This is a genomic window from Lutibacter citreus (assembly GCF_003260195.1).
Classification (GTDB): Bacteria; Bacteroidota; Bacteroidia; order Flavobacteriales; family Flavobacteriaceae; genus Lutibacter; species Lutibacter citreus.
In genome coordinates this window covers 466,086-492,726 of record NZ_QEIH01000005.1, presented here as the reverse complement: position 1 = coordinate 492,726, position 26,641 = coordinate 466,086, and the positions used below count along the sequence as shown (strand labels likewise).

General features: G+C 28.2%; 18 protein-coding genes. 5 read left to right on the top strand and 13 right to left on the bottom strand.

Going from position 1 to position 26,641, the window contains the following annotated elements:
* Window positions 1-31: 31 nt before the first annotated feature.
* From DAD81_RS13035 to DAD81_RS13015, 5 genes are all read right to left on the bottom strand, one after another.
* Window positions 32-871, bottom strand: a complete 840-nt coding sequence (locus DAD81_RS13035) for an SDR family NAD(P)-dependent oxidoreductase (RefSeq protein WP_111708705.1) — start codon at window positions 869-871, stop codon at window positions 32-34.
* A 9-nt stretch (window positions 872-880) separates the two neighbouring features.
* Window positions 881-2,758 (bottom strand): sulfatase-like hydrolase/transferase, encoded by a 1,878-nt coding sequence (locus tag DAD81_RS13030; protein WP_111708748.1) that lies wholly within the window; start codon window positions 2,756-2,758, stop codon window positions 881-883.
* 13 nt (window positions 2,759-2,771) lie between these two features.
* Entirely contained in the window at window positions 2,772-3,548 is a 777-nt protein-coding gene (locus DAD81_RS13025; RefSeq protein WP_157961128.1) for a sugar phosphate isomerase/epimerase family protein, read from the bottom strand.
* A gap of 73 nt (window positions 3,549-3,621) precedes the next feature.
* Entirely contained in the window at window positions 3,622-5,445 is a 1,824-nt protein-coding gene (locus DAD81_RS13020; protein ID WP_245949262.1) for a metallophosphoesterase family protein, read from the bottom strand.
* Between the two features lie 33 nt (window positions 5,446-5,478).
* The gene (locus DAD81_RS13015) at window positions 5,479-7,797 is read right to left on the bottom strand and encodes an agarase (protein WP_111708703.1); all 2,319 of its coding nucleotides are present in this window, start codon (window positions 7,795-7,797) and stop codon (window positions 5,479-5,481) included.
* Between the two features lie 274 nt (window positions 7,798-8,071).
* Between DAD81_RS13015 and DAD81_RS13010 the strand changes: the two genes are divergently transcribed.
* The gene (locus tag DAD81_RS13010; RefSeq protein ID WP_111708702.1) at window positions 8,072-9,679 is read left to right on the top strand and encodes a tetratricopeptide repeat protein; all 1,608 of its coding nucleotides are present in this window, start codon (window positions 8,072-8,074) and stop codon (window positions 9,677-9,679) included.
* Between the two features lie 83 nt (window positions 9,680-9,762).
* Here DAD81_RS13010 and DAD81_RS13005 read toward each other — a convergent pair whose 3' ends face one another.
* The 8 genes from DAD81_RS13005 to DAD81_RS12970 form a co-directional block, all read right to left on the bottom strand.
* The gene (locus DAD81_RS13005; protein ID WP_111708701.1) at window positions 9,763-10,503 is read right to left on the bottom strand and encodes an esterase family protein; all 741 of its coding nucleotides are present in this window, start codon (window positions 10,501-10,503) and stop codon (window positions 9,763-9,765) included.
* The gene (locus DAD81_RS13000; RefSeq protein ID WP_111708700.1) at window positions 10,484-11,158 is read right to left on the bottom strand and encodes a GDSL-type esterase/lipase family protein; all 675 of its coding nucleotides are present in this window, start codon (window positions 11,156-11,158) and stop codon (window positions 10,484-10,486) included. The genes DAD81_RS13005 and DAD81_RS13000 overlap by 20 nt, the downstream gene beginning before the upstream one ends.
* A gap of 269 nt (window positions 11,159-11,427) precedes the next feature.
* On the bottom strand, window positions 11,428-11,646 hold the full coding sequence (locus tag DAD81_RS12995; protein WP_111708699.1) for a hypothetical protein: 219 nt from the start codon (window positions 11,644-11,646) through the stop codon (window positions 11,428-11,430).
* A gap of 88 nt (window positions 11,647-11,734) precedes the next feature.
* The gene (locus DAD81_RS12990) at window positions 11,735-12,616 is read right to left on the bottom strand and encodes a diacylglycerol/lipid kinase family protein (protein ID WP_111708698.1); all 882 of its coding nucleotides are present in this window, start codon (window positions 12,614-12,616) and stop codon (window positions 11,735-11,737) included.
* A gap of 1 nt (window position 12,617) precedes the next feature.
* The gene (locus DAD81_RS12985) at window positions 12,618-14,504 is read right to left on the bottom strand and encodes an LTA synthase family protein (RefSeq protein WP_317047325.1); all 1,887 of its coding nucleotides are present in this window, start codon (window positions 14,502-14,504) and stop codon (window positions 12,618-12,620) included.
* Window positions 14,505-14,761: 257 nt separating this feature from the next.
* Window positions 14,762-17,170: an outer membrane beta-barrel family protein gene (locus tag DAD81_RS12980; RefSeq protein WP_111708696.1), complete on the bottom strand. Its 2,409-nt coding sequence runs from the start codon at window positions 17,168-17,170 to the stop codon at window positions 14,762-14,764.
* A gap of 66 nt (window positions 17,171-17,236) precedes the next feature.
* On the bottom strand, window positions 17,237-18,484 hold the full coding sequence (locus DAD81_RS12975) for a sensor histidine kinase (protein WP_111708695.1): 1,248 nt from the start codon (window positions 18,482-18,484) through the stop codon (window positions 17,237-17,239).
* Window positions 18,485-18,487: 3 nt separating this feature from the next.
* Window positions 18,488-19,162: a response regulator transcription factor gene (locus tag DAD81_RS12970; protein ID WP_111708694.1), complete on the bottom strand. Its 675-nt coding sequence runs from the start codon at window positions 19,160-19,162 to the stop codon at window positions 18,488-18,490.
* Between the two features lie 248 nt (window positions 19,163-19,410).
* On the opposite strand from DAD81_RS12970, the gene DAD81_RS12965 reads away from it, so the two are divergent.
* The 4 genes from DAD81_RS12965 (at window position 19,411) to DAD81_RS20830 (ending at window position 26,588) form a co-directional block, all read left to right on the top strand.
* Window positions 19,411-23,655 carry a PAS domain S-box protein gene (locus DAD81_RS12965; protein WP_111708693.1) on the top strand — a complete coding sequence of 1,415 codons (4,245 nt, stop codon included), beginning with the start codon at window positions 19,411-19,413 and terminating at the stop codon, window positions 23,653-23,655.
* Between the two features lie 18 nt (window positions 23,656-23,673).
* Window positions 23,674-24,096 carry a response regulator gene (locus DAD81_RS12960; protein ID WP_111708692.1) on the top strand — a complete coding sequence of 141 codons (423 nt, stop codon included), beginning with the start codon at window positions 23,674-23,676 and terminating at the stop codon, window positions 24,094-24,096.
* A gap of 8 nt (window positions 24,097-24,104) precedes the next feature.
* Window positions 24,105-26,147 carry a hybrid sensor histidine kinase/response regulator gene (locus tag DAD81_RS12955; protein ID WP_111708691.1) on the top strand — a complete coding sequence of 681 codons (2,043 nt, stop codon included), beginning with the start codon at window positions 24,105-24,107 and terminating at the stop codon, window positions 26,145-26,147.
* Window positions 26,148-26,423: 276 nt separating this feature from the next.
* Window positions 26,424-26,588, top strand: coding sequence for a hypothetical protein (locus tag DAD81_RS20830; protein ID WP_179950056.1), 165 nt, complete (start codon window positions 26,424-26,426; stop codon window positions 26,586-26,588).
* Window positions 26,589-26,641 lie beyond the last annotated feature (53 nt).

The following is a 26,641-nucleotide window of genomic DNA, read 5'->3' as shown; positions in this document are numbered from 1 at the left end:
TTTTCTTTTCTCTCATATTCTTCTGAATAATTTATAACTTAACTCTTAATAAATTTCTTTCTTGTTTTATAAAATCTTTACTATTTTTAATGGCATCCTCTATATTTTTATCATCCGAGAAAAAGTATTTTCCTGCTAGATTATCTGCCCTACCACTAATTAAAGCGTCAATCAAATCGATAGAATCTTGGGCTTCTGACATTTTACCATATTTTAAAATCTGCTCCAATTTTGGCATATACTTTCTAGCTACATCAGATTCAACAAGCATTTCAGTACGATCATTTTTTATAAAACCTGGATTGAATGAAAAAACTTTAATATTCAAACCTTCTTCTTCTAATTCAATATTCACAGTTTCTGTAAATTTCACAATAGCCGTTTTCGCAGCACCATAAGACGACCCATACGGTTTAGGTTCCTGAACTCCTCCACCACCTAAATTGATAATGTAACCATAATTTTTTTGTTTCATCAAATTAATTGCTGTATGAGTACCAATAAAGGCTGTATAAAAATTTAATTTAACTTCAGTTCTCCAATTTTTCGGTTCAATTTCCCATGTTGGGCCAATGGCATTGTGATTATTTACACCTACATTATTTATCCAAACATCTATCTTGCCAAATTCTTCTTTAATTTTTTCACCTATAGCTATTACATTATTATCGTCCATCATATCAACAACATCATATGAGGCACTTCCACCAAATTCTTTTAATTCACTATTAATTTTATTGTAAATTTTAATCAATTTCTCTTTAGAACGACCTAAGCAAACAATGTGATTTCCTTTTTTAGCTAAACCTAGTGCTAACATTCCTCCAACTCCACCCGATGCTCCTGTGATTACAATTATTTTTTTTGCCATTTTATATTACTATTTTACGTTAGGAATAATTTCTTGTGGAATATCTAATTTTTTATCATCCGCTCCCCTAGCAAAACTACTAACATTATAACTGTTTAGTTTTGTCCAATCTGCTTCTACACGTCTATCTCCTAAAACAATTGTTCCTAACTTGTTTCGAAACCAATCTGCCAATGCTACATAATCTTTATCATTAGCTACATTATTTTTCTCAAGCGGATCTACTCTTAAATCATACAAAGCCATATCTGCTTTTGGACGATCGCAAGTTAATGCCCACGTAATGTTTTTATTTAGATCTGGTGCTTTAAAATAATCCCATTCATCTCGTGTACGCATTGAAAAAGCAAAAACACCATTACGCATAAATGCTCTATGCCCACACACAATATTTTGTTCTCCTAACGCATATTCACGAAGTGTAGTTGTACCCTTTTGTACTTTATTTAAATCGTAACCATCTAAATAATCATATTCTTTTTGGTTAATATCTACTCCTGCGGCAGCTAACATAGTTGGTGCAAAATCTACATATTCTGTAATTTCTTCACACACTTCTCCTGCCGGAAATTCATCTTTATTAGAAGAAACTACAATAGTAGCATTGTGCACAGACTGTTTCCAAGGACCAAATTTAGACATTACTCCTTGCTCACCTAAATGCCAACCGTGATCTCCAACAGTGAATAGAATTAAATATTCCTGATTATTCTCTTTACAATATTTTTTAAAAGCCTCTACAGACTCACCAATTAATGAATCTCCATATGCACAAAAGGCATAATAATCTCTAATAGCCTGCTGTTTTTCTTCATTTGTTAATCTATCTGCTTTACATTCGTTATAAAGTATTACTAATTGTGGAGGAAATTTTGAAAGTTCATCTGTAGTAAATTCTGGTAATTTATACTTTTTATTTTTAAAAATATCACGGAACTTTTTAGGAGGTAAAACGGGTGTATGAGGTAAATGAAAACTCAAATTTAAAAACGCTGGTTTAGTTGTATCTACTCCATTTACAGTTCTTCCTCCATATGTTTTATATTTTTTATTAGCATTTGAAAGGTGGTTTTTGAACTCTTTAACTATATAACCATCTACTGTTTCACCAGCTTTTTTAGGATTTTCTCCTCCAATAATCAAGGTATTATGTAAACGTGTTCTGGCACGCAAAATATTAAAATCTTTATTCACCTTGTCAAACATTTTTTTATCTTCCTTTGGAATTTCACCTTCACTATTATTTGTCATATAGACATATTTAGTTCCATCAGGATACGTAGCTGTTTCGTGCTTGTTAACTAATTGAAAAACACCATCAATAAATATTTGTTTTGCACCACTTGTAAAAATACTTCCAAAACCTTTATTATTTAAATCTCTTTTAAACTCAACAACCAAATCAAACATATCATTTGGTTTTCGCTCTTTAGGATTCAATTTACTTTGTGTTGCAAAATGGGTTTTACCAAATACAGCAGTTCCATAACCTTCTTTTCTTAAAATTTGAGAAAGAAATGGTTTTGAAATATCAGCTTCTTGGTGAGAAAAAAACTTATAGTGTCCTGAACGAAAGGCGTGACGCCCCATATGCATTGATGGTCTTGAAATTGCACACATTGGGGAATTACAATACGTATTTGTAAATAAGGTTCCTTCGGAAGCCAATTTATCAATATTAGGAGACATTACATACCCTAAACTACTTTCACTTTTACCTATGGTTTCTCTATTGTATACTTCTAGAGCATCAGCTCTTTGATCATCGGTAATTATCCATAAAATATTTGGGTTGGATAAGCTGCTCGCTACAGACTTTTGGTTCTTTTGAGCTTGAATAATTTGAAAGCAACAAAGTGTCAAAATTAAACCTAGTGTTTTTTTCATATCTAAATATATTTTACTTATTGAATTGTTTACTGAAAAAATTGAGGTAATCAATTGATTTTGATATGTAATCTACCTTGCTGAAATCTCCAAAATACTCAAAAGAGATATTACCTTTAAAATTTTGACGTTTCAGCTCGTGAAAAATTCCCGGAACATTTACCGTTCCCGTTCCCCATTGCACCATTCCAATTCCATCAATATGGTCTTTAATCTGAATTCCAATAATCCGACCTTCACATAACTTCAACATTTCAACTGGGTTTAAACCCGAATAAACCCAATTGTTAATATCAGGATATATTCCTATGTTTTTGCTGAGTTTTAGGTTTTTTGCATAGGTCATAAATGTGTTAGGATGCCAATACTTTGTTGGTGCTGGATGATTGTGAATACCTACCGGTATGCCATATTCTTGCGACAGTTTATCCACTAGTTTTAAGTGCTCGTATTGAGGTTCGCTAATCAGCATTTTAACACCCATATATTTTGCAAACTCAAATATCTCACGCCATTCTTTTTCGTCTTCACCTTGAATAACACCAAAATGATTTAACTCAACACCTTTATCTTTAAAAAGCATTTTCACTTTATCCAGTTTTTTCTTATCCAACCAGTAATGAAGGGTGTCAATGTCACCTCCCACATACTGATTACCGCGATAAGTATCAACTTGAGTTAGCCCAATAGCTTTAATACTATCGAGTGATTTTTCAATGGTGTTTTTTTCTGAAAAACTGACCGTATGAACTGAAAGAGTCCACCCAAGTTTTTCCGCTCCGTTCTTCAATTGTGCATTTGATACAAATTGAGAGACTAATAAAACTATTAAAAGTGTTTTTTTCATATTAATATGATATATTTTATAGGCTAACTGCCAATTTATTTTTATTCTTTTTTAGAGCCTTAACATTGTAAAATAACTGCTTATTATCTCCTTCACCAATTTCAACAGTGTAGTTTCCTTCTGTAAGTACTTTAGGTTGAATAGATATTCCCTTAATTCTAATAGATGAAATCACTGCTCTATCACTGCTCTTACGAATAGTAACTACTTGGTTTTCTTTTGAAATAGTTAATTTAGGTAGTTGATATCCCTTTTTTATATTGAAATTATCTAATTGATTAACTGTAATAGGCCAGCCCTCATATGGTTTACTATCTGGTGCTGTAACATCCACATTACGTTCCCAACATTCAAAAGTAGTAGTACGTTCTTTTTTATTATAACGTACAATACCCCAACCTGCTCCACGTGAATTCAACAATTCAGTTTTACTGCTTTTATCTGCTGATATTGGATTGGCAGCTGCTAACATTGTAATTTTGTTATCAAAACCATCTAAATAATCTCCACAATAACTAGGTTTCCCTTTTATCGATTTTATGGCTGGTTGCTTTGGCTCCCACCAACGCACCCAATAACTTGCAACTGCAGGTGTAGCAAAAGAATAACCAGCATCACCCCAATCATCAATACCATGACGAATAACAGAACCTAAATGTTGATCACCAGCTACCATAGTAGAAAAACTTTTTCTAATAACCGCTAATGCTTTATTTCTTCCTGTTTGAGGCCAACCATTTGTATCAAAATCTGCATAAACTTGTTTACCGTAAACTCCAGAATACGTACTTGCATACGTAAAAATGGTTTGTGACAAAACAGATTTCATACTAGCATCCTTCCAGTCAGTTGTCCAATCTTCCAAAAACTTTAATTGTCGTTCACCTAAAAGTGTTGCTCCCTCTACATCAAATTGTTTTGGGTCTACTCCTGGAATTAAAACAGCATCTAACTGGGGTCCAACTTGCTCTATAACGCCTTCTAAACCTGATTTAAACTTGCGATCTTCTAAAATAGCAAAACTCATACCTCCCCATTTTAAATCTGTATAATAAACAGTAATTCCACGTTCTATAGGTGTTGGATCATAAGCATCAGGTAAATGCCAAGTTTGTGCACGTTGTACTTCATTCACATAAGCAACAGGCATATAATAACCTCCAGACATTCCATTACGTGCAGTAGCCTTTTTCCCTCCTGCTCCCCAAATATTTGCTTGACCTATATCGTGATCATCTGGAATTGTTATAGTTGGTGTATTTCTCATTACATCACGAAATCTTCTACCAAATTCTAACCAATACAAATAATGTTGACTATGATCATACACTTGATCACCTGCAAAAAATAGTAAATCTGGATTTAATTTTTTCAAATTTTCAACAATATCATCTGTAGATTCTTGTCCTCCGTGTTTTGGGTAAATGGACATACAAGAAAATGATGCCATTACAAAGTTTTCTTTATTCTTTGGATTTTTTTTAATAATCCCATCAAAAAACGCCTTCCGGTTATGAACAACTCTATATTGTTGATCTTTAGTATCATCCCAATTATCTATTCTAAAATGAGCTGTATAACCGGGATAAAGAATATCTGAAGTTTTTTTAACCATCCATTTTCCATTCTCTTTTATCTCTAATATTGCCTCAAAAGGCTCCATATTATGAATTGGATAAAACTGTGCAGTAATTTTTACTGTGTTTTCATGAACAGTATATAACGCAAATGCAATTCTATCTTTAGGCTTAATATTTTCTGGTAGTTTCAGAATTTCTTCTCTTTGTGCTGAAACAGTTTGAAAAAAAATAACGCCAATTATAACGCATATTAATCTCATACTAAATGTTTTCATATTCTATAAATTTGTAAACTAATCTTTTTTTAAATTCCCGAATCTTCTTTGGTATAAGTTCTTGTGAACTTCCTTTGCCGCTTTTACCATTTCAGGATATGGTATATCTGTTGAAGAAACAAAACCTATATTGTAATTTTCACCATCGTGAGCGCGACCTGTAATAGGTGAATCGGTATATTGAAACCAATGAACTCCAACAAAATATGGGTTATCTATAACACTTTCCGTATAACGTTTGTACATTCTTGCTCGATCAACTTGATTTGAAGCGTGAATAATTCCTGGATTAAAATATCCAGAATCTAAAGCGCCAATATGATATTCTCCAATAATAGCAGGCATATCCAACTCTTTCAAAAACTCCCAGTTTTTTTCACCTATGGTTTCTTCATAATAATTAATACTAAACACATCAATGTATTTAACTGCTGCCTTACGAACTTCTGGTGTCATTCCCCATTTTGTAAAACGAACCCCCATATACATATGGTTTGGTAATACTTCTTTTAATGCTGTATTAACAATACTAAAATATTTATCTGCATACATAACAGTCATATCAGCTAAATCATCTTTAAGTCCTTTACTGAACTTTTTTGATTTATCTACTTCAACTCCTTCTGAAAAAGATTCCCAAGATGCAATTTTCACATTCCAAGCTTTAGAAATTTCATTTACACTGTTGTATTTATTCTTCAACATTTTTACAATTTCACGTTTCATTGGTAACGCTGAAGCATTATGCTTTAAAGCATCTATTACAATGTGAAATCTTAATTGTGTTGATTTAATATTTCCCCAAGCTTTTTCATTATCTATAAAAATCCCCACACACCAAGGATCATTTTTAACTTGATCTGCAACTACATCAATAGATTGTTTAGCTCTACGCTTAAATTCAGGATCAAAAGGATCTGGCATTGGTCCCCAATAACCAGAACTCATTGTTTTAAAATCACCAATAATCCAACCATTCGCGTAATATGGAATTCGTTTATTTTGAAAAAAATCTTCCGCTGCCCAATTTCCGAAGGAAGTAAATCCCCAATCCAACATACGATCTATGGTAACATCTTTCCATTTTACAATGTAAGAACCCGGATATCTTTCTCCATAACGGCGTTCTAAATTTGCTTGATAAAAACTATATGTTTCTCCATTTGGCACTGGTCCTTTATGTGATTCTCTTCTATAACTGTAATGATTTGCCAAAGGATCATCATATGTTGGAAGACCTTCAAACATATCAGCACGCTTAGGATAAGCTCTAAAAGCGGTATTGGTTACCTCTTTAGACAACGTTACCAAATTTTTTGAATCTTCGGGAGTTAAATCTTCAGGGTCACGATATTTTATAGATTCATCTTTATAATCAATTCCGGTGAAAGTTGTTGAATTTGCCATACGCGCATTTGCGATCCCCGTAGAAAAATAAAGATAACCCTCAGGATCTACCATTGCCCATTTATCACCCACTTTTTCTGTTCTAAAATATCCAGTTCCTTTCAATTTTGGTCCGTTTTTCCAACCTCCAAATAAACTACGGTCTGCCATAGGCTTTGAAACTGCTAACTCACGTAATTCCTTTTCTGCAATTTCTTTCAATTCTTTATCTGAATGAACTTTTATTGCAAAATCAACTTTATTATTTTGCCCAAATTTATCTACAATTCCTTTATAGTAATTTGCATTATATTCTGGATTCTTAACAAAACGAATATTATCTATAACAACAGTTTTAGGGTTATCTTGATTTTTTACAGAAATTCTTAATTTTGAAATTACACTGAAATCTCCAGAACTTTTCCCTCCTTGAATAATCATTCGATTATCTTCAGTAACCCAAGGTGAAGGATCATCTCTTAAACCTCTATCTATACCAACATTTTCACCTTTTATTTCAAAAAAACAAGTTTTTGTTATTCCTGCAGCAATTGAAGTTCCTCGTGAAAACCCAACACCTTTAACATTATTAACACTTGCTCTTAAATGTACCGAAATATCTGAAAGATTGGTAACTTCAAAAACTAAACAATAATTATCAAGATTTTTGTTGTCCCAAGGTTTTCTTGGTTTAATCTCAATTCCAGAAAATTCAATGTCCTCTTTAAAATTAATTTTCAAAGCTTTTTTACCTTTAGTAACTCCTCTCTTTGTTATTATTTGTACTTCTGAAGAAATTTCTTGAATAATTGACAATGAATTTGATTTTTCAAAATCAGTTACTACCAACTGTTTTTGACCATCCCAGATTGATTCATTGTTTTGAGCTTTAGTTACTAACCCAATTAATAAAAGGCTAGTAATTAAAATAATTCTCAAGCTATAATTCATATTTTATATTTTTTTGGTTAAACAAAAACATTCACTAATCTTATAAAGACTATTCTTGTAAAATAATTTAAATCAAAATTGAGAATTTAAATCAAAAAAAACTAAATTTCCGTATAGCTATAATATAGACATTCAAGTAAAACCTATAGATTACATATAGACAAAGCTATATAACAAAACATATATAATTATGTATATCAACTATTTAAAAACAAATCAACTTCAACAATTAATTTATACCTACTTTTGATACATGGATTTAATTTAAAACAGAATGAAACAATACCTTTTATTATTGACTATCCTATTTGCCGTTTACTTTACTAGTGTTAATGCTCAAAACATTAAAAATAGCACTTACAAAAAAGAAATTCCCAAGCAATTTATTTTAAAATACTCTGACAGTTCAATATCAAAACTTCAACTAGAAAAACTAAAATATCTAAAGAATGGTGATACTTTAAAGGCTATAAGTTCAATTATTGAAATATCACGAGCGCTTGCCAATACGGGTAGCTACTCTAAATCGTATGACGGTTACTGGGAGGCTTTAATTTATTCTAATAATATTGAAGACAATACATATGCTCATCGCATTTATACGGAGTTAGGTATGCTTTACAGTGTATTCAGAAAAAACTTGAAAGCAGAAAAGTATTTTAATCTATCATTATCACTTCAAAAAAAACATCCAATTACTTCTAAAAAACAATACGAAGCGCTGAGTAATACTTATCATCTATTAGCAAGTCATAATAGGGAGAATGGAAATTATGGTATAGCTCAAAAATATTTGGATAGCTGTACAATTATTAGACAACAAGAATATGGATCTGGTAATTTCCATTTTAAAGATGCAGAACAAGCATATATATTACATCATCTTGGCAAAAATGACCAAGCTCTGGAAATTCTACTCAGTCTTGAAGGACAGTTTATAAATAAAAACCCCACATATCTAGTAATTTTTTATTCATTTTTAGGAGATATTTATTTTAAGAAAAGTGATTACATTAACAGCGAAAAAAGTTACTTAAAATCGCTCAAAATTTCAGACAAATTTAAAAGTCATCAAAACTACGTGCCTAATGTATATGAAAAATTAGGAGACGTACAGATTAAAATGAATAAAATGGACTTGGCTTATAAAAACCTTAAAATTTCAAAGATTTTAAATGATGAACTTTTTGGCGCTAGAAGTAAAAAAAACAGTGGTATTCTTGAAATAAAAGATACCTACAGAATTGAACGAGAAGAACAAAAAAAGGTTTTAAATGCAACTAAAATTAACGAATTAAAACAAAAACAAGAAAATCTTTTTTTAAGAAATATGTTACTAACTATTTCATTTATTTCTTTATTAATAATATCAGGAATAATTATATGGGGCTTGTACAAAAGAAGAAAATCTGAGCAACTTTTTTTTAAAAACAAACAAAAACTAAATAAGGAAAAAAATGAAGAATTATTAAACTTTAAAAACAAGGAACTAACTACTTCTGCCCTCCAATTAATTCAAAAAGATGAATTAATACTTAACATAAAAGATAATTTAATTCAGTTAAAAAGTTCTGAAAACAAAATAATCAATCAAATTTTAACCAAAATAAGAATTAATAAAACTCAGGATTGGACTGAGTTTAATGCTCGGTTTACATCTACAAACAAAGTGTTTTATAAAACATTATCTGAACAATATCCTGAGCTAACACAGAGAGATCATAAATTATGCGCCTTAATAAAACTAAACTTTTCAAGTAAAGAAATATCTCAACTTTTAGGTATATCAATGGAAAGTGTAAATACTGCGAGGTATCGTCTACGAAAAAAAATGAATTTAGATAACTCTATAAATCTTTCAAAATTTATGGCAACACTATAATACTTGTTTTTTTGCAACTAAAATAATTTTATACTCTTAAGCTTTTAAATGTTTACCACTTTATAAGGAAGGCACTTATGTTTTTAATAATTGGATTTTAAATAGATTTTCACCATTTTCCTCCAATAATATGCTTTATGTGCTTCACCATCCCATTCAAACAACTGATGAGGAATTCCCTTTTCATTAAATATATTAGATAGTTCATAATTACTATCTAAAAATGTGTCCTCTTTCCCAATAGCTAATATTATATCCATATTACATAATTTTTGAATGAGAACAGGGTCATTTAAATTTTTTAAAAATTGATTTGGCATATTAAAATAAACAAAATCATTATGAAAACCACTTAATAAATCTTCAAAATAGCCACTAGATTTAGTTAAATCATAACGACCACTCATTCCCACAACTCTAGAAAATAAATGAGGGTGCCGCATTGCTATATTTACTGCATGATATGCGCCTAAACTACAACCTGCAGATATAACATTTTTGTTTGAATTAATTGAATTGGCAAGCGGAAGCACTTCTTCAAGAACATAATTTTCGTATTGAATATGTCTATAAATACGATATCCAGGATGCTTAAAACTATTATAAAAAGATTCCAAATCTACACTATCTACACAAAATATTTGCAATTCTCCATTTATAATTTCCTCTTTTAAAGCTGCAATAACATTCCAGTTTTCATAATCAAAAAAACGTCCCATTCTTGGAGGGAAAAATAAAACTTTTTCACCTGCAAACCCAAATACAAGAAGTTCCATTTCTTCTTCAAGATTATGACTATACCATTTATGATACTCTCTTTTCATGCAAAAAACAATTCTTTTTAGTAAGATACTGTTTTTTTAGATCTTCTCGAGCATTTTTTTCAGGGAAAATTTCAGGGTGTAATTTAAGTGCTTTTGCCAATATTTGGTTGCCTTTAGTATTAAAATGTAGTCCGTCTTCTTTAAAATATTTTATATCCGGATTTCCATTTTCATCTAATAAAGCATCGTAAATATTTACATAATAAAAATTATCATCTTTAAATACTAATTCTTTTATCTTTGAATTTGTGTAATGAATACTTTCTAGCAGATTTTCACGAGCAATACTAGGTTTTATAGAAATATAAGTACACTTTATGTTTCCATATTTTGTTCTTATTTTTAATAATAAATTCTCTAAAAATAACAGCACCTCTTCAGGGTGTCTTCCATCTCCTAAATCGTTATCTCCAGCATAAATTATTATAGCATCTATATCTTTTATATTTTTAAAAACACGATCAAAAAACCAAGTACACGCAGCTAAAGTTGAGCCTCCAAAACCTAAATTTATAGGTTTGTGTTTTTTAAAAATAGTTGTTAATTCACTCCATAAAGTAAATGTAGAACTACCATAAAAAACCAATTTAGGATCATATTCTAATTCTTGAATTTGATTTTCTAACCCTTTTAAATCTTGATGAAACCAAAACATGAATTAAATTTTCTTTAAATTATTAGCCAAATATAAAATTTTAAAATTACTAAATACTAATAAACCGAAAGAAAACCCCAACAAAGAGTTAACTTTAAACTACAAATTGCTACTTTAACCAAAAAAGTTATTAATTTTAATTTAATAATGATAAATAAAAACAAATTTGAAGTCAAGTATAATTATAGAAATTGCAGAAAATCTTAATTGCGGAAATAACTCCTACTATAATTTTAAAACCGATGAAATTGTAGAAATTCCTAATTTCACTAATGATTGGTAAGTACTTGATTCAATAAAAACCCTTTTGTAAATTGCCAAGAACCTTGCCTATCACCTTTAATGAAGGTTGTAGATACTGCCGCTAGAGGTACTACAATAAGCCCAATATCACCCATTGTTTCTATTGTAGATTTTTGTGCTTTTACCAAATTAGTATTTAAATAAATTAAACCTATAAAGAAAATTAAAAGGCTTTTTAAATACATAAGTAATTAATAGAATTTATTTTAAAACCTCAAAACTAATATTGAATTCTAAAGAAATCTTTAAGTAAAAACATCTATTTAAAACCTACTAAACAATAACTAATAACGATTTTTCTTTTAATGAAATAGCTACAAAATCATCCTTAATTTTTAAAACCTCACCATCCATTTGAGATTGTAAAAAATCACCTTTCTTTTTATAAAGTTTAATGTTTTTTGTTTGATAACACCTAACATTATTTAATAAATCAGGTTTTTTAAAAAGCATTGAAATTCCAAAAAACAACATTTTAACCTTATTTAATTTAGGCACAATAACAACATCTAGCAAACCATCTTGCAATAACGCTTTTGGAGTTAAACTTATACCATACCCCATTTCATTAGAGTTAGAAATAAAAATTAAAAAAGGATTAAAAATAGTTTCAACCTCATCTATCTCAATGGCTACAACCTTTTTATTATAAAAATATTTATAAGATTTTAAGGTAGCTTTTAAATAACAATATAATGTTCTTTTAGTAGAAGCTTCATAGTTTTCAATAACACTGGCGTCAAAACCAAAACCTGTATTGCTGAAAAAATAATGGTTATTTAAACAGCCAACATCTATTTTAGTTTGAACATTATTTTTTACAACTTCAATCGCTTTATTAATTTTTTGAGGAATTTTTAAATTTGAAGCTAAACCATTACCGGAACCAACAGGAATAATTCCCATTGGAATATTAATACCAACCAAGGTTGATGCAACTTCATTAATAGTACCATCTCCACCACAAGCAACTATAATTGTTGCTTCTTGATTAATTGATTCCTTTGTTAAATCTATTGCATGACCTTTATATTTAGAACTTTTTACTGTTACTTTATAAGTATCTCTTTCAAAATAATTATGAAAAAAAGTTTCTGAAAAATTATGGTTTCCTGAACCAGCTATTGGGTTTACAATAAAATGAATATCTATCAAACTATTTGTTCTTAATTTTTAATCCGTTATTTCTATACAAATCATCAGCTACTTGGTAAAACGAAATACTTTTATTTAAAAATCTATTGTCAATTTCTCTTGTCTTTAAGCTATTATCTATTGGATTCCAATCATAAAAATTAGCATTAGATTGTTCATCAAGCACCATAACTTTATTATCTTTTAAGTAACCTAATTTTCTATAATTACCTATAAAAGCTCGTTCTTCTTTTGGCTTTAAATCCATAATATTTAAACCAAAAAGGTTAGAATTATAATCCCAGCTTAATAATGCAAATAACGTTGGATAAATATCTATTTGTGAACATAATTTATTCACTCTCATTGGCTTAATATTTGGTAAGTTATAAATTAATGCTGGAATATGATAGTTTTGTATATCAAGTTCCCAACGTCCAGCACTACTAGCACAATGGTCGCTCATAATAACAAATACAGTATTTTTAAACCAGGGTTTTTTCTTTGCTTTTGCTATAAATTCACCAATTGCAAAATCTGTATATTTTACTGCTCCATTTCTACCACTTCCTGATGGAATATCAATACTACCTTCTGGATATGTATATGGTTTATGGTTAGATGTTGTCATTACAAAATCAAAAAACGGTTTTCCAGTTTCGTGAGCTTTATCCGCCTCTTTTAAAACTTTATTATAAATATCTGTATCACAAACACCCCAAGCATTTTCAAAGGTTACTTCATTATCTTCAATATTTGTTCGGCTTGTTTTAATACTAGCATCTAATAAAAATCCACGACCTCTATCAATAATATCAAAACCATTACCTCCAAAATAAGAGTTCATATTATCAAAATAACCGTCACCACCATAAAAGAAATTACGGCTATACCCCTGTTGTTTAAACACTTCACCAATTGTAAATAAACCTTGATTATCTTTTCTCTTAACAATACTTCGTCCTGGTGTTGGTGGAATTGATAAAGTAATAGCTTCCATACCACGAACGGTTCGTGTACCTGTTGCAAACAAATTAGTAAAAAACAAACTCTCTTTCTCTAATGCATCAAGATTGGAAGTTATATTAGCCTTACTTCCAAATGTTGTTAAATATTTAGCACTTAAACTTTCTATACAAATAAAAACAACATTTGGTTTTAATTGTTTTTTTATACTATCTGAATTTATAACGCTTCTATAAATCTTATCTTCACTAGGTTTTAAAAATGTATTTTCCGTATTTTCATAACTAAACTTAACCGTTTTATAAGCTTGCTCTTTGGGTATGGTTTTATAATAATCTTTATACGGTAATTCATTATTTCTAAATGCAGCAAAGAATGAGTAAATTCCTGCTTTTGAAAGTTCATTATTATATCTATTTCCAGACCAATCAGCTTGTTTATTGGTAATAAATAAACTACAAATAATTACCATTGCAAACCAAGGAATTGAAGCAATAGCTTTAGCCATAAAACCTGTTTCGCTTGTAAATGTTTTGCGAAAATAACCTAATCTATAGGAAATAAAAATACTAGCTAATACTAGAGCTAACATTGCAGAAATAAGTAATGGCAAAGGGTACGACTCATTTATATTTTTTACAACTTCATAGGTATATATTAGATAATCTACCGCAATAAAATTATAACGCCTTTCAAATTCATCCCAAAAAGTAACTTCACCAAAAAAAGAAAAGAATAAAATGAGCACTCCAAGGGAAAACCCAAAATAAGTAAGCACCTTGTCTAATAAAGTACCATATAATTTTTTAGGAATTATTAAAAGATATATAAGATACGGTACGGTAAAAAAGGAAATAGTTGCAATATCAAAAAGGAAACCTATAAAAAAAGTATTACCTAATTTAAATACCCCTTTATCTATTTCTGAAAAGTTCCAAAACAAGAAACTCAATCTTACTAAAAACGATATAAGTAAAAATAAGATTATAAAAATCTTTAACAATTTAAAACGAGAAGGAAATAATTTTATGATCATCAAATATTAAATTCAATTATTGAACCTTACAAAATTAGTATTCAATTCTAAAGAAATTTTAAAGTATTCTCAACATCTTATTAGAAAATAAAAAATGAATAAAATTATCCATTCTTTATTTTATTTTCATTAATAATCCAATCTCAAAATAGTGATTTTCATGTTTAAAACTTATAAGTATAACCTAATCGAATTACTTGTGTTTCATTATAATTATTACTTGTATAATTAAACGTTTCTCCTTCAATTGTTTTTTTAACAACCATAGTATTTAATAAGTCTGTAGCGTTAAAAAACAATTCTCCTTTACCTTTTTGAATTAACTTTTTAAGACCTAAATCTAAAGAAAACATAGATTCCCGCTTACCTTGCGGAATAATATCTGGCGCTAAATAACTTGCAGTAAGTTGCGCATCAAACTTTTTAATAAAATGAAATGTATTATTTAATTTTATAGTTCCTGAAGTTATTTTTTGTTCATCTGCTGAAAAAGTATTTTCACTAGGATATAAATTCACTACAGAAAAAGCATCTATTTTATTCCTATAAGCATTGACATTTAAGTTGAAGGAATAGATATCTGATACTTCTTGCTCATAAACCATCTCAACACCACTGTTATAACTTTTACCCGCATTTTGAAAAATAGCATAAATTAAAGGATCGTTACCAACCGTACTAGAAATCCTTGTAATAGTACCATCTGCAAAACGGTGATAAATAGCGGAATATAAACTCCCCGAATCCCAACTATTTTTGTAACCTAGCTCTAATAAATTAGTAAATTGCGGACGTAAATTTGGGTTCCCAACCTTAATAATTTCTGCATCATCATATTTTGGAAAGATACGAATATCAACTTCGTTTGGTCTATCAACACGTCTGTTATAAAAAATAGAAATTTTATTATTTTCATCAATCTTTTTGGCTAATCTAACATTTGGAAAAGGTTCAAAATAATCATAACCTCCGCTTTTGTATGTGTTGTGGTCAGGATTTACATAATAATCTAAATTCACATATTCTACACGTAAACCAATTTCAGCTTCATATTTTTCATTTTCAAAAATATAATTCCCATAAATTGCTGGTATAATTTCTTTATATTCTGCTTCACCACCTGCATCTATATCTAACGGTGTGTTTGTTCCCGGAAAGAATTGCATATTAATAGGAATATTTCTTTTTCTAAGTTTTACACCTGTTTCAAGTTTTCCGTAGGTTAATGGTTTCACATAATCAATATTAAAATCATAAACCTGTTCATCTGAAAGTAATTTAAATGAGTTTTCGCTAACTGGCTCGTTAGGTAAAATATTATCAAAAAAGTACTTTTCATCTTCTCTATGAAATGTATAATTAAAGCCAAAAGTAATATTATGTCCAGCTTCTTTAAATTTATGCAAATAACTAGCCGTTGCCATCGCTGTTATTTTTACTTCGTCTTCCAAAAATTTCCAAAGACGTAAACGTTCACTTAAATCTTCATTAAAAAAAGGTTGATCTCCATTATCTATAATAACTTCAGTACCATACAATCCTGAAATATTAATAGTGTTTTTCTCGTCTAAATTCCAATCTATTCCAGATTTTAGTGTTGTAAATTTTGTATCTCTATTTCGTTTAGATTGTTGTTTTATAACAGTTCCGTCATTATAAGTTCTAGTTACAAACTCATTTTTATTTAAGGTTTCGGTGTATAAATAATCTCCTTGAAAAAAGACATTTATTTTATCTTTTCTATAATTTAAAGACAACGATGGATTTAATTTTGGTGTTGCCGTGTATTGAGGTCTTATAGTTGGTAGGTTTTCTTTTCGTTCCCATAAAGCACCCAAACCTCCTGTAAAACCAACCTTCCCATTAAAACCTTGCGTTTTATTCTTTTTGTAAATTATATTAATAATACCACCATTTCCGTTGGCATCATATTTAGAAGATGGATTATTAATTACTTCAATTCTATCAATTGCAGAAGACGGAATATTATCTAAACCAGATTGATTCCCAAAACCCGTAAGTGCTGTTTGTTTACCATCTATAAGTACAACTACTTTATCATTACCTCGTAATTTAACTTTACCATCTTGTACCGTTACACTTGGTAAATTTTGCATGGCTTGTAAAACTGAACCTCCACTTTGATTGATATTATCTCTTAATGAATACGTTTTTTTATCCATTTTTACACTTACTTCTTCTTGCTTTGTATTTATAACCACCTCTTTTAAACTCGCTACATCATCATTAAGTTCAATGGTTTTTATACCCAAAAAATTAGACAAACTACCTACAAAAAGTGGCTGTTTGTGGGTAATAAAACCCACACTAGATATTTCTAAAATATAGTTTCCCGGTTTTGTGTTTTCTAAAATAAAAAGTCCGTTTTCATTAGTTGCTGTACCTGTTACAAAAACATTTTCTAATTTTGTTTTAAGAACCACACTTGCAAACGGGATTGAATTTTGAGTGTTTTTTTCTATTACAGTTCCAGAAATGGCTACACTTTTTTGAGAAAATACGGTTGTAGAAAATAATATAACCGTTATTATTAAAAGTATCTTTTTTAGCATTTGAATTAAATTTTCGACTAAAATACCTTTAAAATCTTAAGTTAATCTTAAGTTTTAATAATTTTACTACTTAAATTTTACAGAAAAGAAATGCTTATGCTCTTTGTAATAATAAGTAAGTTTATAACCATACAAATCACAAATTTTTTTCACTATTGCAAGTCCTAGTCCCGTAGATTGTTTGTTGTTTGTTTCCTTATAAAAACGAAGAAATAATTTTTCTGGGTTATGCAAAGGCTCCTCCCCAAAATTAGAAATGGTAAGTGTCTGATTTTTAATTTTAATTAAAATACAATCTTTATTAGTACTGTATTTAATTGCATTTGAAATTAAATTATTACAAAGAATTTCAACCAAATAAGAATCCATAGAAACAATTAAATCGTTATTAAAATCAAACGAAATATTAGAGTTATGTAACTCTTTAAAATTTTCTACACTATTGCTAATGAATGAATTTAAATTTATTTGCTCCAGTTTTACAAATTGATTGTTATCTATTTTAGATAACAAAGTAATCCGTTTATTCAATGATTTTAAACGTTGTATATCTTTTTGTATTGAAGTTATTTGCTTAAACTGAACTTCACTTATAGAACTACCATTAATAATATTATCTATTTTGGCTTGTATAACTGCTAATGGAGTTTGTATTTCGTGCGAAACATTTTCTGTAAATTGTTTTAATGTTTCGTAATCTGCTTTTACCTTTTCTGTTAAGGTTACTATTTCATTTTTTAATTCAGAAAATTCTAAAATATCACTTTCAACCAAGTTTAAAGGTTTATTTGATAATAATGAAAAAGATTTCATTTGCTCTAAATTCTGAAAAAAAGGATTCCATAATTTTAAATTTCGTGATGTATTTAAATAATATAAAAATAAAAAAGCCAATGAAAAAACCACTAAATAAGCTACAACCACAGCTATAAGTATGTTTTCAGATTCTACAACAAGTGTTCTAACTGTAATTTTATAATTTATTTTATTAATATTTTTAAATGTAGATAGCTCCCTGAAAAGTTCCATTTCATCTTGACTGGGATCATAGATTATGGTATCTTTTAAGATAAGAGATTTCAGTACAGATACTCTTTTCACCTCTGTTACTGGCTGCAATGAATACTCAATTTCTCCATTTTCTAATGCACTTACTATTCTTGCTTCTGTTGAAAACAACTCTTCTTCAACTTCATCTTGAAGTAAATTTTTAGTATAAAAATAAAGTAAAACAACACTTAAAATTGCCAAAACCAACCCTGTTACAAGAAAGATTTTAGACATTTTTTTTATAAGTTTTATTTTGTTAGCCATGTATTATTCTTCAATAAATTTATAACCACTACCATAAGTTGTTTTAATATATTTAGAACCTTCGGCAGTCAATTTTTTTCGTAAATTGTTAATATGCACATAAATAAAATCAAAATTATCCAATAAATCGCTATTATCTCCCCAAAGGTGTTCTGCTATAATTTCTTTAGATAATACCCTGCCTTTATTTGAAATAAAAAAAACAAGCAAATCATACTCTTTTCGAGTAAGTGCTATTAACTTATCATTTATATAAACCTCTCTTGCTTTTGTGTTTATTTTAATTTCATTAAACTCAATAACCTCTTCACCTCCATACTTACCTCTTCTTAACACTGCATTAATTCTTGAATTAAGTTCAGCCAAATGAAAAGGTTTTGTAATATAATCGTCCGCTCCTAAATCTAACCCCTCTAGTTTATCATTTAAAGAGTTGTTTGCAGAAATTATAATTACTCCCGCTCGTTTTCTTTCTTTTTTAATAGTTTTAAGAATATCTAGTCCGCTGCCGGTTGAAAGGTTTATATCAAGAACAATGATGTCATAATCATAGATGCTAACTTTTTCAAATGCTTCTTCAAAATTTGAAGCAACTTCACATACATTTCCATCTCGCTGCAAATATGTTACAATTGATTGTTGTAAATCAAATTCGTCTTCGGCTATTAGATATTTCATCGCTATAAAATTAATACAATAAAAGTATAATAAGATTCTTAATTTAATCTAAAGATCATAAAAAACCATTTAATTTAAACAAATTAAGTGTAGCTATTTTTTGTTCTTTACTACCAATAAATATACTCTTATTACCTATGATTGTATTATTTACATTTATTAAGAGTTAAATAACTATGATAATTTTAGCCAAATAATTACTAATTTTATCTTATATTAAATAATAATTCTAAGAATACCCCAAATTTATGCCAAATATATATTTTGATCAGATTCTTTTTTTAATATTTCAATCTGTAATTGTCGCTTTTTTATTACTATCCTTATTTAGATTACGTACAGTTTTTGGCTTGAGTTTATTACTTACAGTATTAGGGGTTTTTCAATATATGCAAGTATTTTTGGCCAATACATTGTATTTTGAAATTATTGAAGGAATTTATGTATCATCAGGATCATCCATATTATTCACAGGTAGTTTATTTGCTATTTTAATGGTATATATTAAAGAAGATACACAAGAAGCTCGAAAATTAATTTATGCAATTATTTCAGCAAATATTGCATTAATAATTTTACAAGGAACTATTAGTTTAGGGTTTAATGAAGACCGAATTTTAAACATTTATAATTTACCTAGAGATCTTTTTACTCAAAATTTTAGAATTTCAGTTTCTGGTGCCTTACTTTTATTTATAGACGCCTTTCTAATTATTTTTATTTATGAATTTGTTTCAAAATATACAAAATTCCTTTTTTTAAGAATTCTAATTACTACAATAACAATATTAAGTTTAGATTCCATAGCTTTTGCTTTTCTTGCTTTTTATGGTACTGGAAAAGCTCAAAGAATCTTAATTGCGGGATTAGTTTCCAAAAATATAGCAGCAATTATTTATACTATAATCTTTACGCTTTATTTAAAATATAATGAAAAAAAAGAAAGTCTATTAATTAACAATCATGTTAATGCTTTTAAAGATATTTTTCACACGCTAACATTTAGACAAAAATATGAACATATTTATGAAGAAAATATTTCTAAATCAAAAGAATTAAAAGAAAATGAAAGACGATTTAAAACACTTGTAGAACAAGCTTCTGACGCTTATTTTGTACATAATTATAATGGAAATTTTGTTGATGTAAATGAACGTGCTTGTAAAAGCTTGGGATATACAAGACAAGAACTATTAACAATGAATGTTGCCGATATTGAAACAAATTTTAATTTAAATAAGGCGCAATTAGAATGGGCAAAAACCAAGCAAAACGCACCCTCTATTTTTTATGGTAATCATAAAAATAAAAATGGCTCTTCATTCCCCGTTGAAATTAATTTTGGAGTATTTTCTTGGAAAAATGAAATGTTATATTTTGCTCAGGCTAGGGATATTACAATTCGTTTACAAAAAGAATTAGACATAAAAAGATATGCTTTAATTGTTGAATCATCTTTAGATATGATAGCCTTTTTAGACGAGAATTTCAACTACTTAACTGTAAATGATGCCTATGCTAAAGCTTTTAATTTAACCAAAAATAAAATTATCGGTTTTAATGCATTAAATGTATTTGGGAAAGATTTTTTTGAACATATTATTAAACCAGAAGCTGATCGCTGCCTTAATGGGGAATATGTAAAATCTAAAAAATGGGTTAAATTTCCTGCTTCTGAAGATAAATATATGGATGCAAGATATACTCCATTTTATAATGAAAATAAAAAAATTACCGGTTTTATTGTAAATGTTCGTGATATTACTGATTCTAAAATAATTCAAGACAAATTAAAGGAGGAAAAAAATAAAGCTCAAAATTATTTAAATGTAGCTGGAGTAATGCTACTTAGTATTAATACTGAAGGGATTATACAAATGATAAATCCTAAAGGATGTGAAATACTAGGTTATAACGAAGATGAAATAGTTGGGAAAAATTGGTTCGATAACTTTATTCCTAAACTTAACTCAAATAATATTAAAGAAGTTTTAAAAAAAATAAAAAAAGGTAATATTGAAGAATTAAAGCACTATGAAAATGAAATACTTACCAAAGATGGGAATAAAAGATTAATTGCTTGGACCAATGTTTTAATTTTAGATGACCAAGGAAATATTAAAACAATATTAAGTTCTGGTGAAGATATTACACAGCGTAAAAAAACTGAAGAAATTCTGATAGAAAATGAAGCAAAATATAGAACACTGTTTGAGTATGCTCCTGAAGGAATATTAATTGCAAATGCAGATGGTAATTATATTGATGCAAATACTGCCATATGTAAAATGTTAGGCTTAACCCACAAAGAATTAATTGGTTTAAATGCTTCTAATATTATAATTCCAACAGAAATTGAACATATAGAACCAGCGCTTGATATTATAAACTCCGATAATTCTTATTTTAGAGTTTGGCAATTTAAACGAAAAGACAACTCTATCTTTTCCGCTGAAGTAAGTGTTACTCCAATGCCCAATGGTAACCTACTAGCATTGGTAAAAGATATTACCGAACGCAAAGAACTTGAAACAGAATTACTTAATGAAAAAACGCAGTTAAAAGCTATTATTGATAATATTCCGATTTTAATAACACTTTATAATCCAGAAATTAATCTACTTTTTTTAAATAAGGAATTTGAAAAAAAACTAGAAATTACTGCAAAAGAAGCTTCTCAAATAGATTTCATGAAACTGTTTTATCCAGACAAAATAATTAGAGAACAAGCTATAGACTTTATGGATAAAGCACCTAATGAGTGGAAAGAATTTCCTGTATCAAGCACATCTGGTAAAATAAAGAATGTTGAATGGACAAATATTAAATTAAAAAATGGAACACAAATTGGAATTGGGCTAGATATTACAGAAAAGAAAAAGACAGAAAATGATCTTAACAAAACTAAAGACATGTTATTAAACACCTTAGAAAACATGAATGATGGTTTTGTTTCTTTAGATTATAATAGCAATTATATTTTTGTAAACAAAAAAGCGTCTAATTTATTAGGGAAAAACTCAAATAATCTTCTAAATAAAAATATGTGGGACGTTTTTCCTGAAGCAATTAACCAACCTATTCATAAAAATATTCATAAAGCATTAGAAACTCAAAAACCAATAGTTTTTGAAGCTTATTCTAAAACTTTAAATATTTGGGTAGAAAATAGACTTATTCCTTCTAAAAATGGAATATCCATCTTTTTTCAAAATATTACCGAAAAACAAATTGCTAAAGAAAAATTAATTGAATATAATAACAGACTTAAAATATTACATGATATAGATTCGGCCATTTTAAATGTAACCAACATTAATCAGATTGCTGATAATGTTTTAAATGAATTAAAAAAAATTATACCGTTTAGCCATATTTCAATAACTGAATATTCTAAAGATATTGATGCTTTTAAATTTATTAGTGTAAATACAATTATTCCTGATTTTAAACTTCCTCTACATATTATACCAGCGTCTAATTTTAATTTTTTAGATTTCAACATTTTATTTAAAGGTAAAACTCAAATTATTGAAGATTTAAGTAAACACAATATTGAATCGGATTTAGTGAAAAAAGCCGTAGATTTTGGACTAAAATCTTTTATGATATTCCCTCTTATTTCAGAAAATATTATGGTTGGAACACTTGCTGTTTTTTCAAAATCAATGAAAATATTTACAGACAGTAATGTTCAAATAATTAGAGAAATTGGAAACCAACTTGCTATTCTTATTCAACAAAATAACTTAAAAAGTGAAATTTTAAAATATACTGAAGATCTTGAAGAAAAAATAAAAGAAAGAACAGCACAATTAGAATTTTCAAATGGTGAATTACGAGATTTTGCTCAAATTGTTTCACATGATTTAAAAGCTCCTCTTCGTGCCATTAGTCAATTAAGCTATTGGGTTTCCGAAGACTATTCAGATAAAATAGATGCTGAAGGAAAAGAATATTTAAAAATGTTAGTTAGCAGAGTAAAACGAATGGACGATTTAATTGAAGGCGTACTTCAATATTCTAGAGCCGGTAAAGCACGTGAAAAAGAAATAGCAATTAATTTAGATACTATTGTAAATGATGTAATTACAGATCTTAACCCTCCAAATAATATCACCATTACTTTAGAAAACACATTACCACAAATTTTAGGAGATCCTACACGTTTTGGTCAATTATTTCAAAACCTAATTAATAATGCCATTAAATTTAACAACAAGCCAAAAGGAATAATAAATATTGGATGCAAGCAAGTAAATAAAAATTGGCAATTTTATGTTTCAGATAATGGACCAGGAATTGAAGAAAAATATTTTGACCGAATATTTCAAATATTTCAAAGATTAGAATCTCGTGATAATCAAGAAGGAACTGGTGTAGGCCTTACTTTAGTTAAAAGAATTTTACAAATTTATGGAGGTAAAATTTGGATTGAATCTGAAATAGACAAGGGAACAATTTTCTTTTTTACTTTACCAATTAATAAATAATTTATAAATTGTAACTCTATGAAAAACTCTAAACTATCAATATTATTACTTGAAGATGATAAGATTGATGTATTAACAATTAAAAGAGCCTTTAAAGAGCTAAAAATATTAAACCCTTTAACTGTATGTGAAAACGGATTAGAAGGTTTAGATTTCCTTAATAATGCTAGTAATAAAACTCCTGGTATTATCTTACTTGATTTAAATATGCCAAAAATGAATGGCTTAGAATTTTTACAAGAACGTGAAAAAATAGATTGGTTAAAATTAATTCCCGTTATAGTTTTAACAACCTCTAAAGCCGAACAAGATAAAATTGAAAGTTATAAATTAGGCGTTGCAGGTTATATGATTAAACCTGTTGATTATTTACAGTTTGTTGAAGTAATTAAAACAATAGACTTGTATTGGACATTGAGTGAATTAGCTAATAGAAATTAATTTTTTATATGGAGCATCTTTTATTTATTGAAGACGACGAAGTAGATCAAATGGCCATTAAACGATTTGCAGAAAAATCTGAGTTTAATTATACATATGAATTAGTGCATTCAATAAAAGATGCAAAAAATGCTATTAAAACTACAAACTTTGATGCCATAATTTCCGATTATTTTTTAGGTGATGGGAATGCTTTTGAAATTCTTGAATTAAAAATAGATATTCCAATAATTGTTACAACAGGAACAGGAAGCGAGGAGATTGCCGTAAATGCCTTAAAAATGGGTGCCTACGATTATTTAATTAAAGATATTGATGGCTTTTATTTAAAAATGCTTCCAATGACCGTAAAAAACACGCTACAACGTTATAGGTCTGAAAAAGAATTAAATAAATACCATGAAAATTTAGAAAAATTAGTTGATGAGCGTACAGCCGAATTAAAAAAAGAAATAAGAATCAACAAAGAAACTTCAGAAGATCTTTTAAAAATGAATATGATTTTTAAAAATTCAAATGATGCAACTTTTATGACTGATATAAATGGAATTATAACTTTTATAAATCCTAAATTTACTGAACTGTATGGTTATTCACCTGAAGAAATTATAGACAAAGTTACTCCTCGTATTTTAAAGTTTGATGGTCCTAATAATTTTGACTTTAATAAAATATGGACTGCACTTTTAAATAAAAAAGGTGTTTCTGGATATAATCATATAAATAAATGTAAAGATGGATCTTTAATTCAAATTGAAAGTTCATTTGAACCAATTATTAATGCTAATGATACACTAATTGGGTTTATATCTATTCAACGTGATATTTCTAAAAGACTTAAAAATCAAAAAATTCAAAATGTATTATATCAAATATCTAATGCTGTAAATTCTACAAAAAATATACAACAACTAATTAAATTTATTAAAAATGAACTAAATAGCATTATAGATACTACAAATTTTTATATTGCTTTATTTGATGCTGATGAAAAACATATACAACTTCCATTTTTTCAAGATGAACAGGATGGTTTTAACACAATTCTTGTAGAAAATTCAATAACAGAATATATAGTAAAAAGTAAAAAACCTTTGTTAGTTTCTGGTGATGAGCTAAAAGCTTTAGAAAATGATAAAAAATTAAAAATCTCAGGTACTTTACCAAAACAATGGTTAGGTGTTCCAATAAAAATTGGAGAACTAATTACTGGAGTTATTGTTGTACAGAGCTATAATAAAAATGTTGTTTTCACTGAGGATGATAAAAATTTATTAGTTTTTATATCAGATCAAATTGGACTTTCTATTCAAAATAAAAAAATAGAACAAGATTTAATTTTAGCGTTAGAAAAAGCAACAGAATCCGATAAATTAAAAACCGCTTTCTTACACAATATGAGTCATGAAATTAGAACACCTATGAATGGTATTCTAGGTTTTTCAAATTTGTTAAAAAACCCAAATTTATCTGAAGAAAAACAACGATCTTTTATAGATATTATTGTAAAAAGCGGTGAACGTATGTTAAATACATTAAATGATTTAATGGATATTTCTAAACTTGAAACCGGACAAGTACAATTAAATTATGTTGACACTAATATTAATGAAGAATTAGAAATTTTACATTCATTCTTTTTGCCAGAAGCATCCAATAAAAACTTGCAACTAAAATTAATAAAACCAAAAGAGATAAATAAAATAATAATTAATATAGATAGAGATAAATTGTTTGCCATATTAAGTAATCTAATTAAAAATGCTATAAAATTCACAAATACTGGTAGTATTGAACTTGGGGTAAAATTAATAGACGGTTATTTAATTTTTAATGTATCTGATACCGGAATTGGAATTCCTAAAGTTCTACAATCCTCAATTTTTGATAGATTTATTCAAGTAGATTTACCCTGTGGGCAGGTACATCAAGGTTCTGGTTTAGGTTTATCTATTTCAAAATCTTATGTAAAAATGTTTGGAGGAGAGATTTGGATTGAATCTACTGAAAATATAGGCTCTTCATTTTATTTTACTGTTCCAATCAACTAAATTAATATTATCCTAAAAAGCAATAAATCGCCTTTTTATCTAAAAATCTCATCATACAATTTTCTAATTTTATATTTAAATAACTAATTTTTTAAATTATAAAAAAAGCATTGAAAATATTGATCTGTAAATAAAATTAAGTTTTGTAAACCTTATTCAAAAAACATTTTAACTCTTTCTTAATTAGAATACTTTACTCAATAACTTAACGTAATAAATAAAATTCATATTCTTTTATTTTTAGTATTTTTATAGTTTTAAAATTAAAATTTCTTTATGGCTAAAAAAGGGTCTCCCAAAAACACAAAAAACAAGGCAAAACATTCTAAATTAATGGCTAGAAAAACCAACAAATTACGTGATGATAAAATTGCTCGTGAGAACCGTTTAAAAGAAATGGTTAAAAAGATGCATGAGCTAAAAGCTAAATCTAATGAATAGTATTATCTTAGTATAAGTATTTTTTCTAATTCAAAATAATCTAATATTAAAAA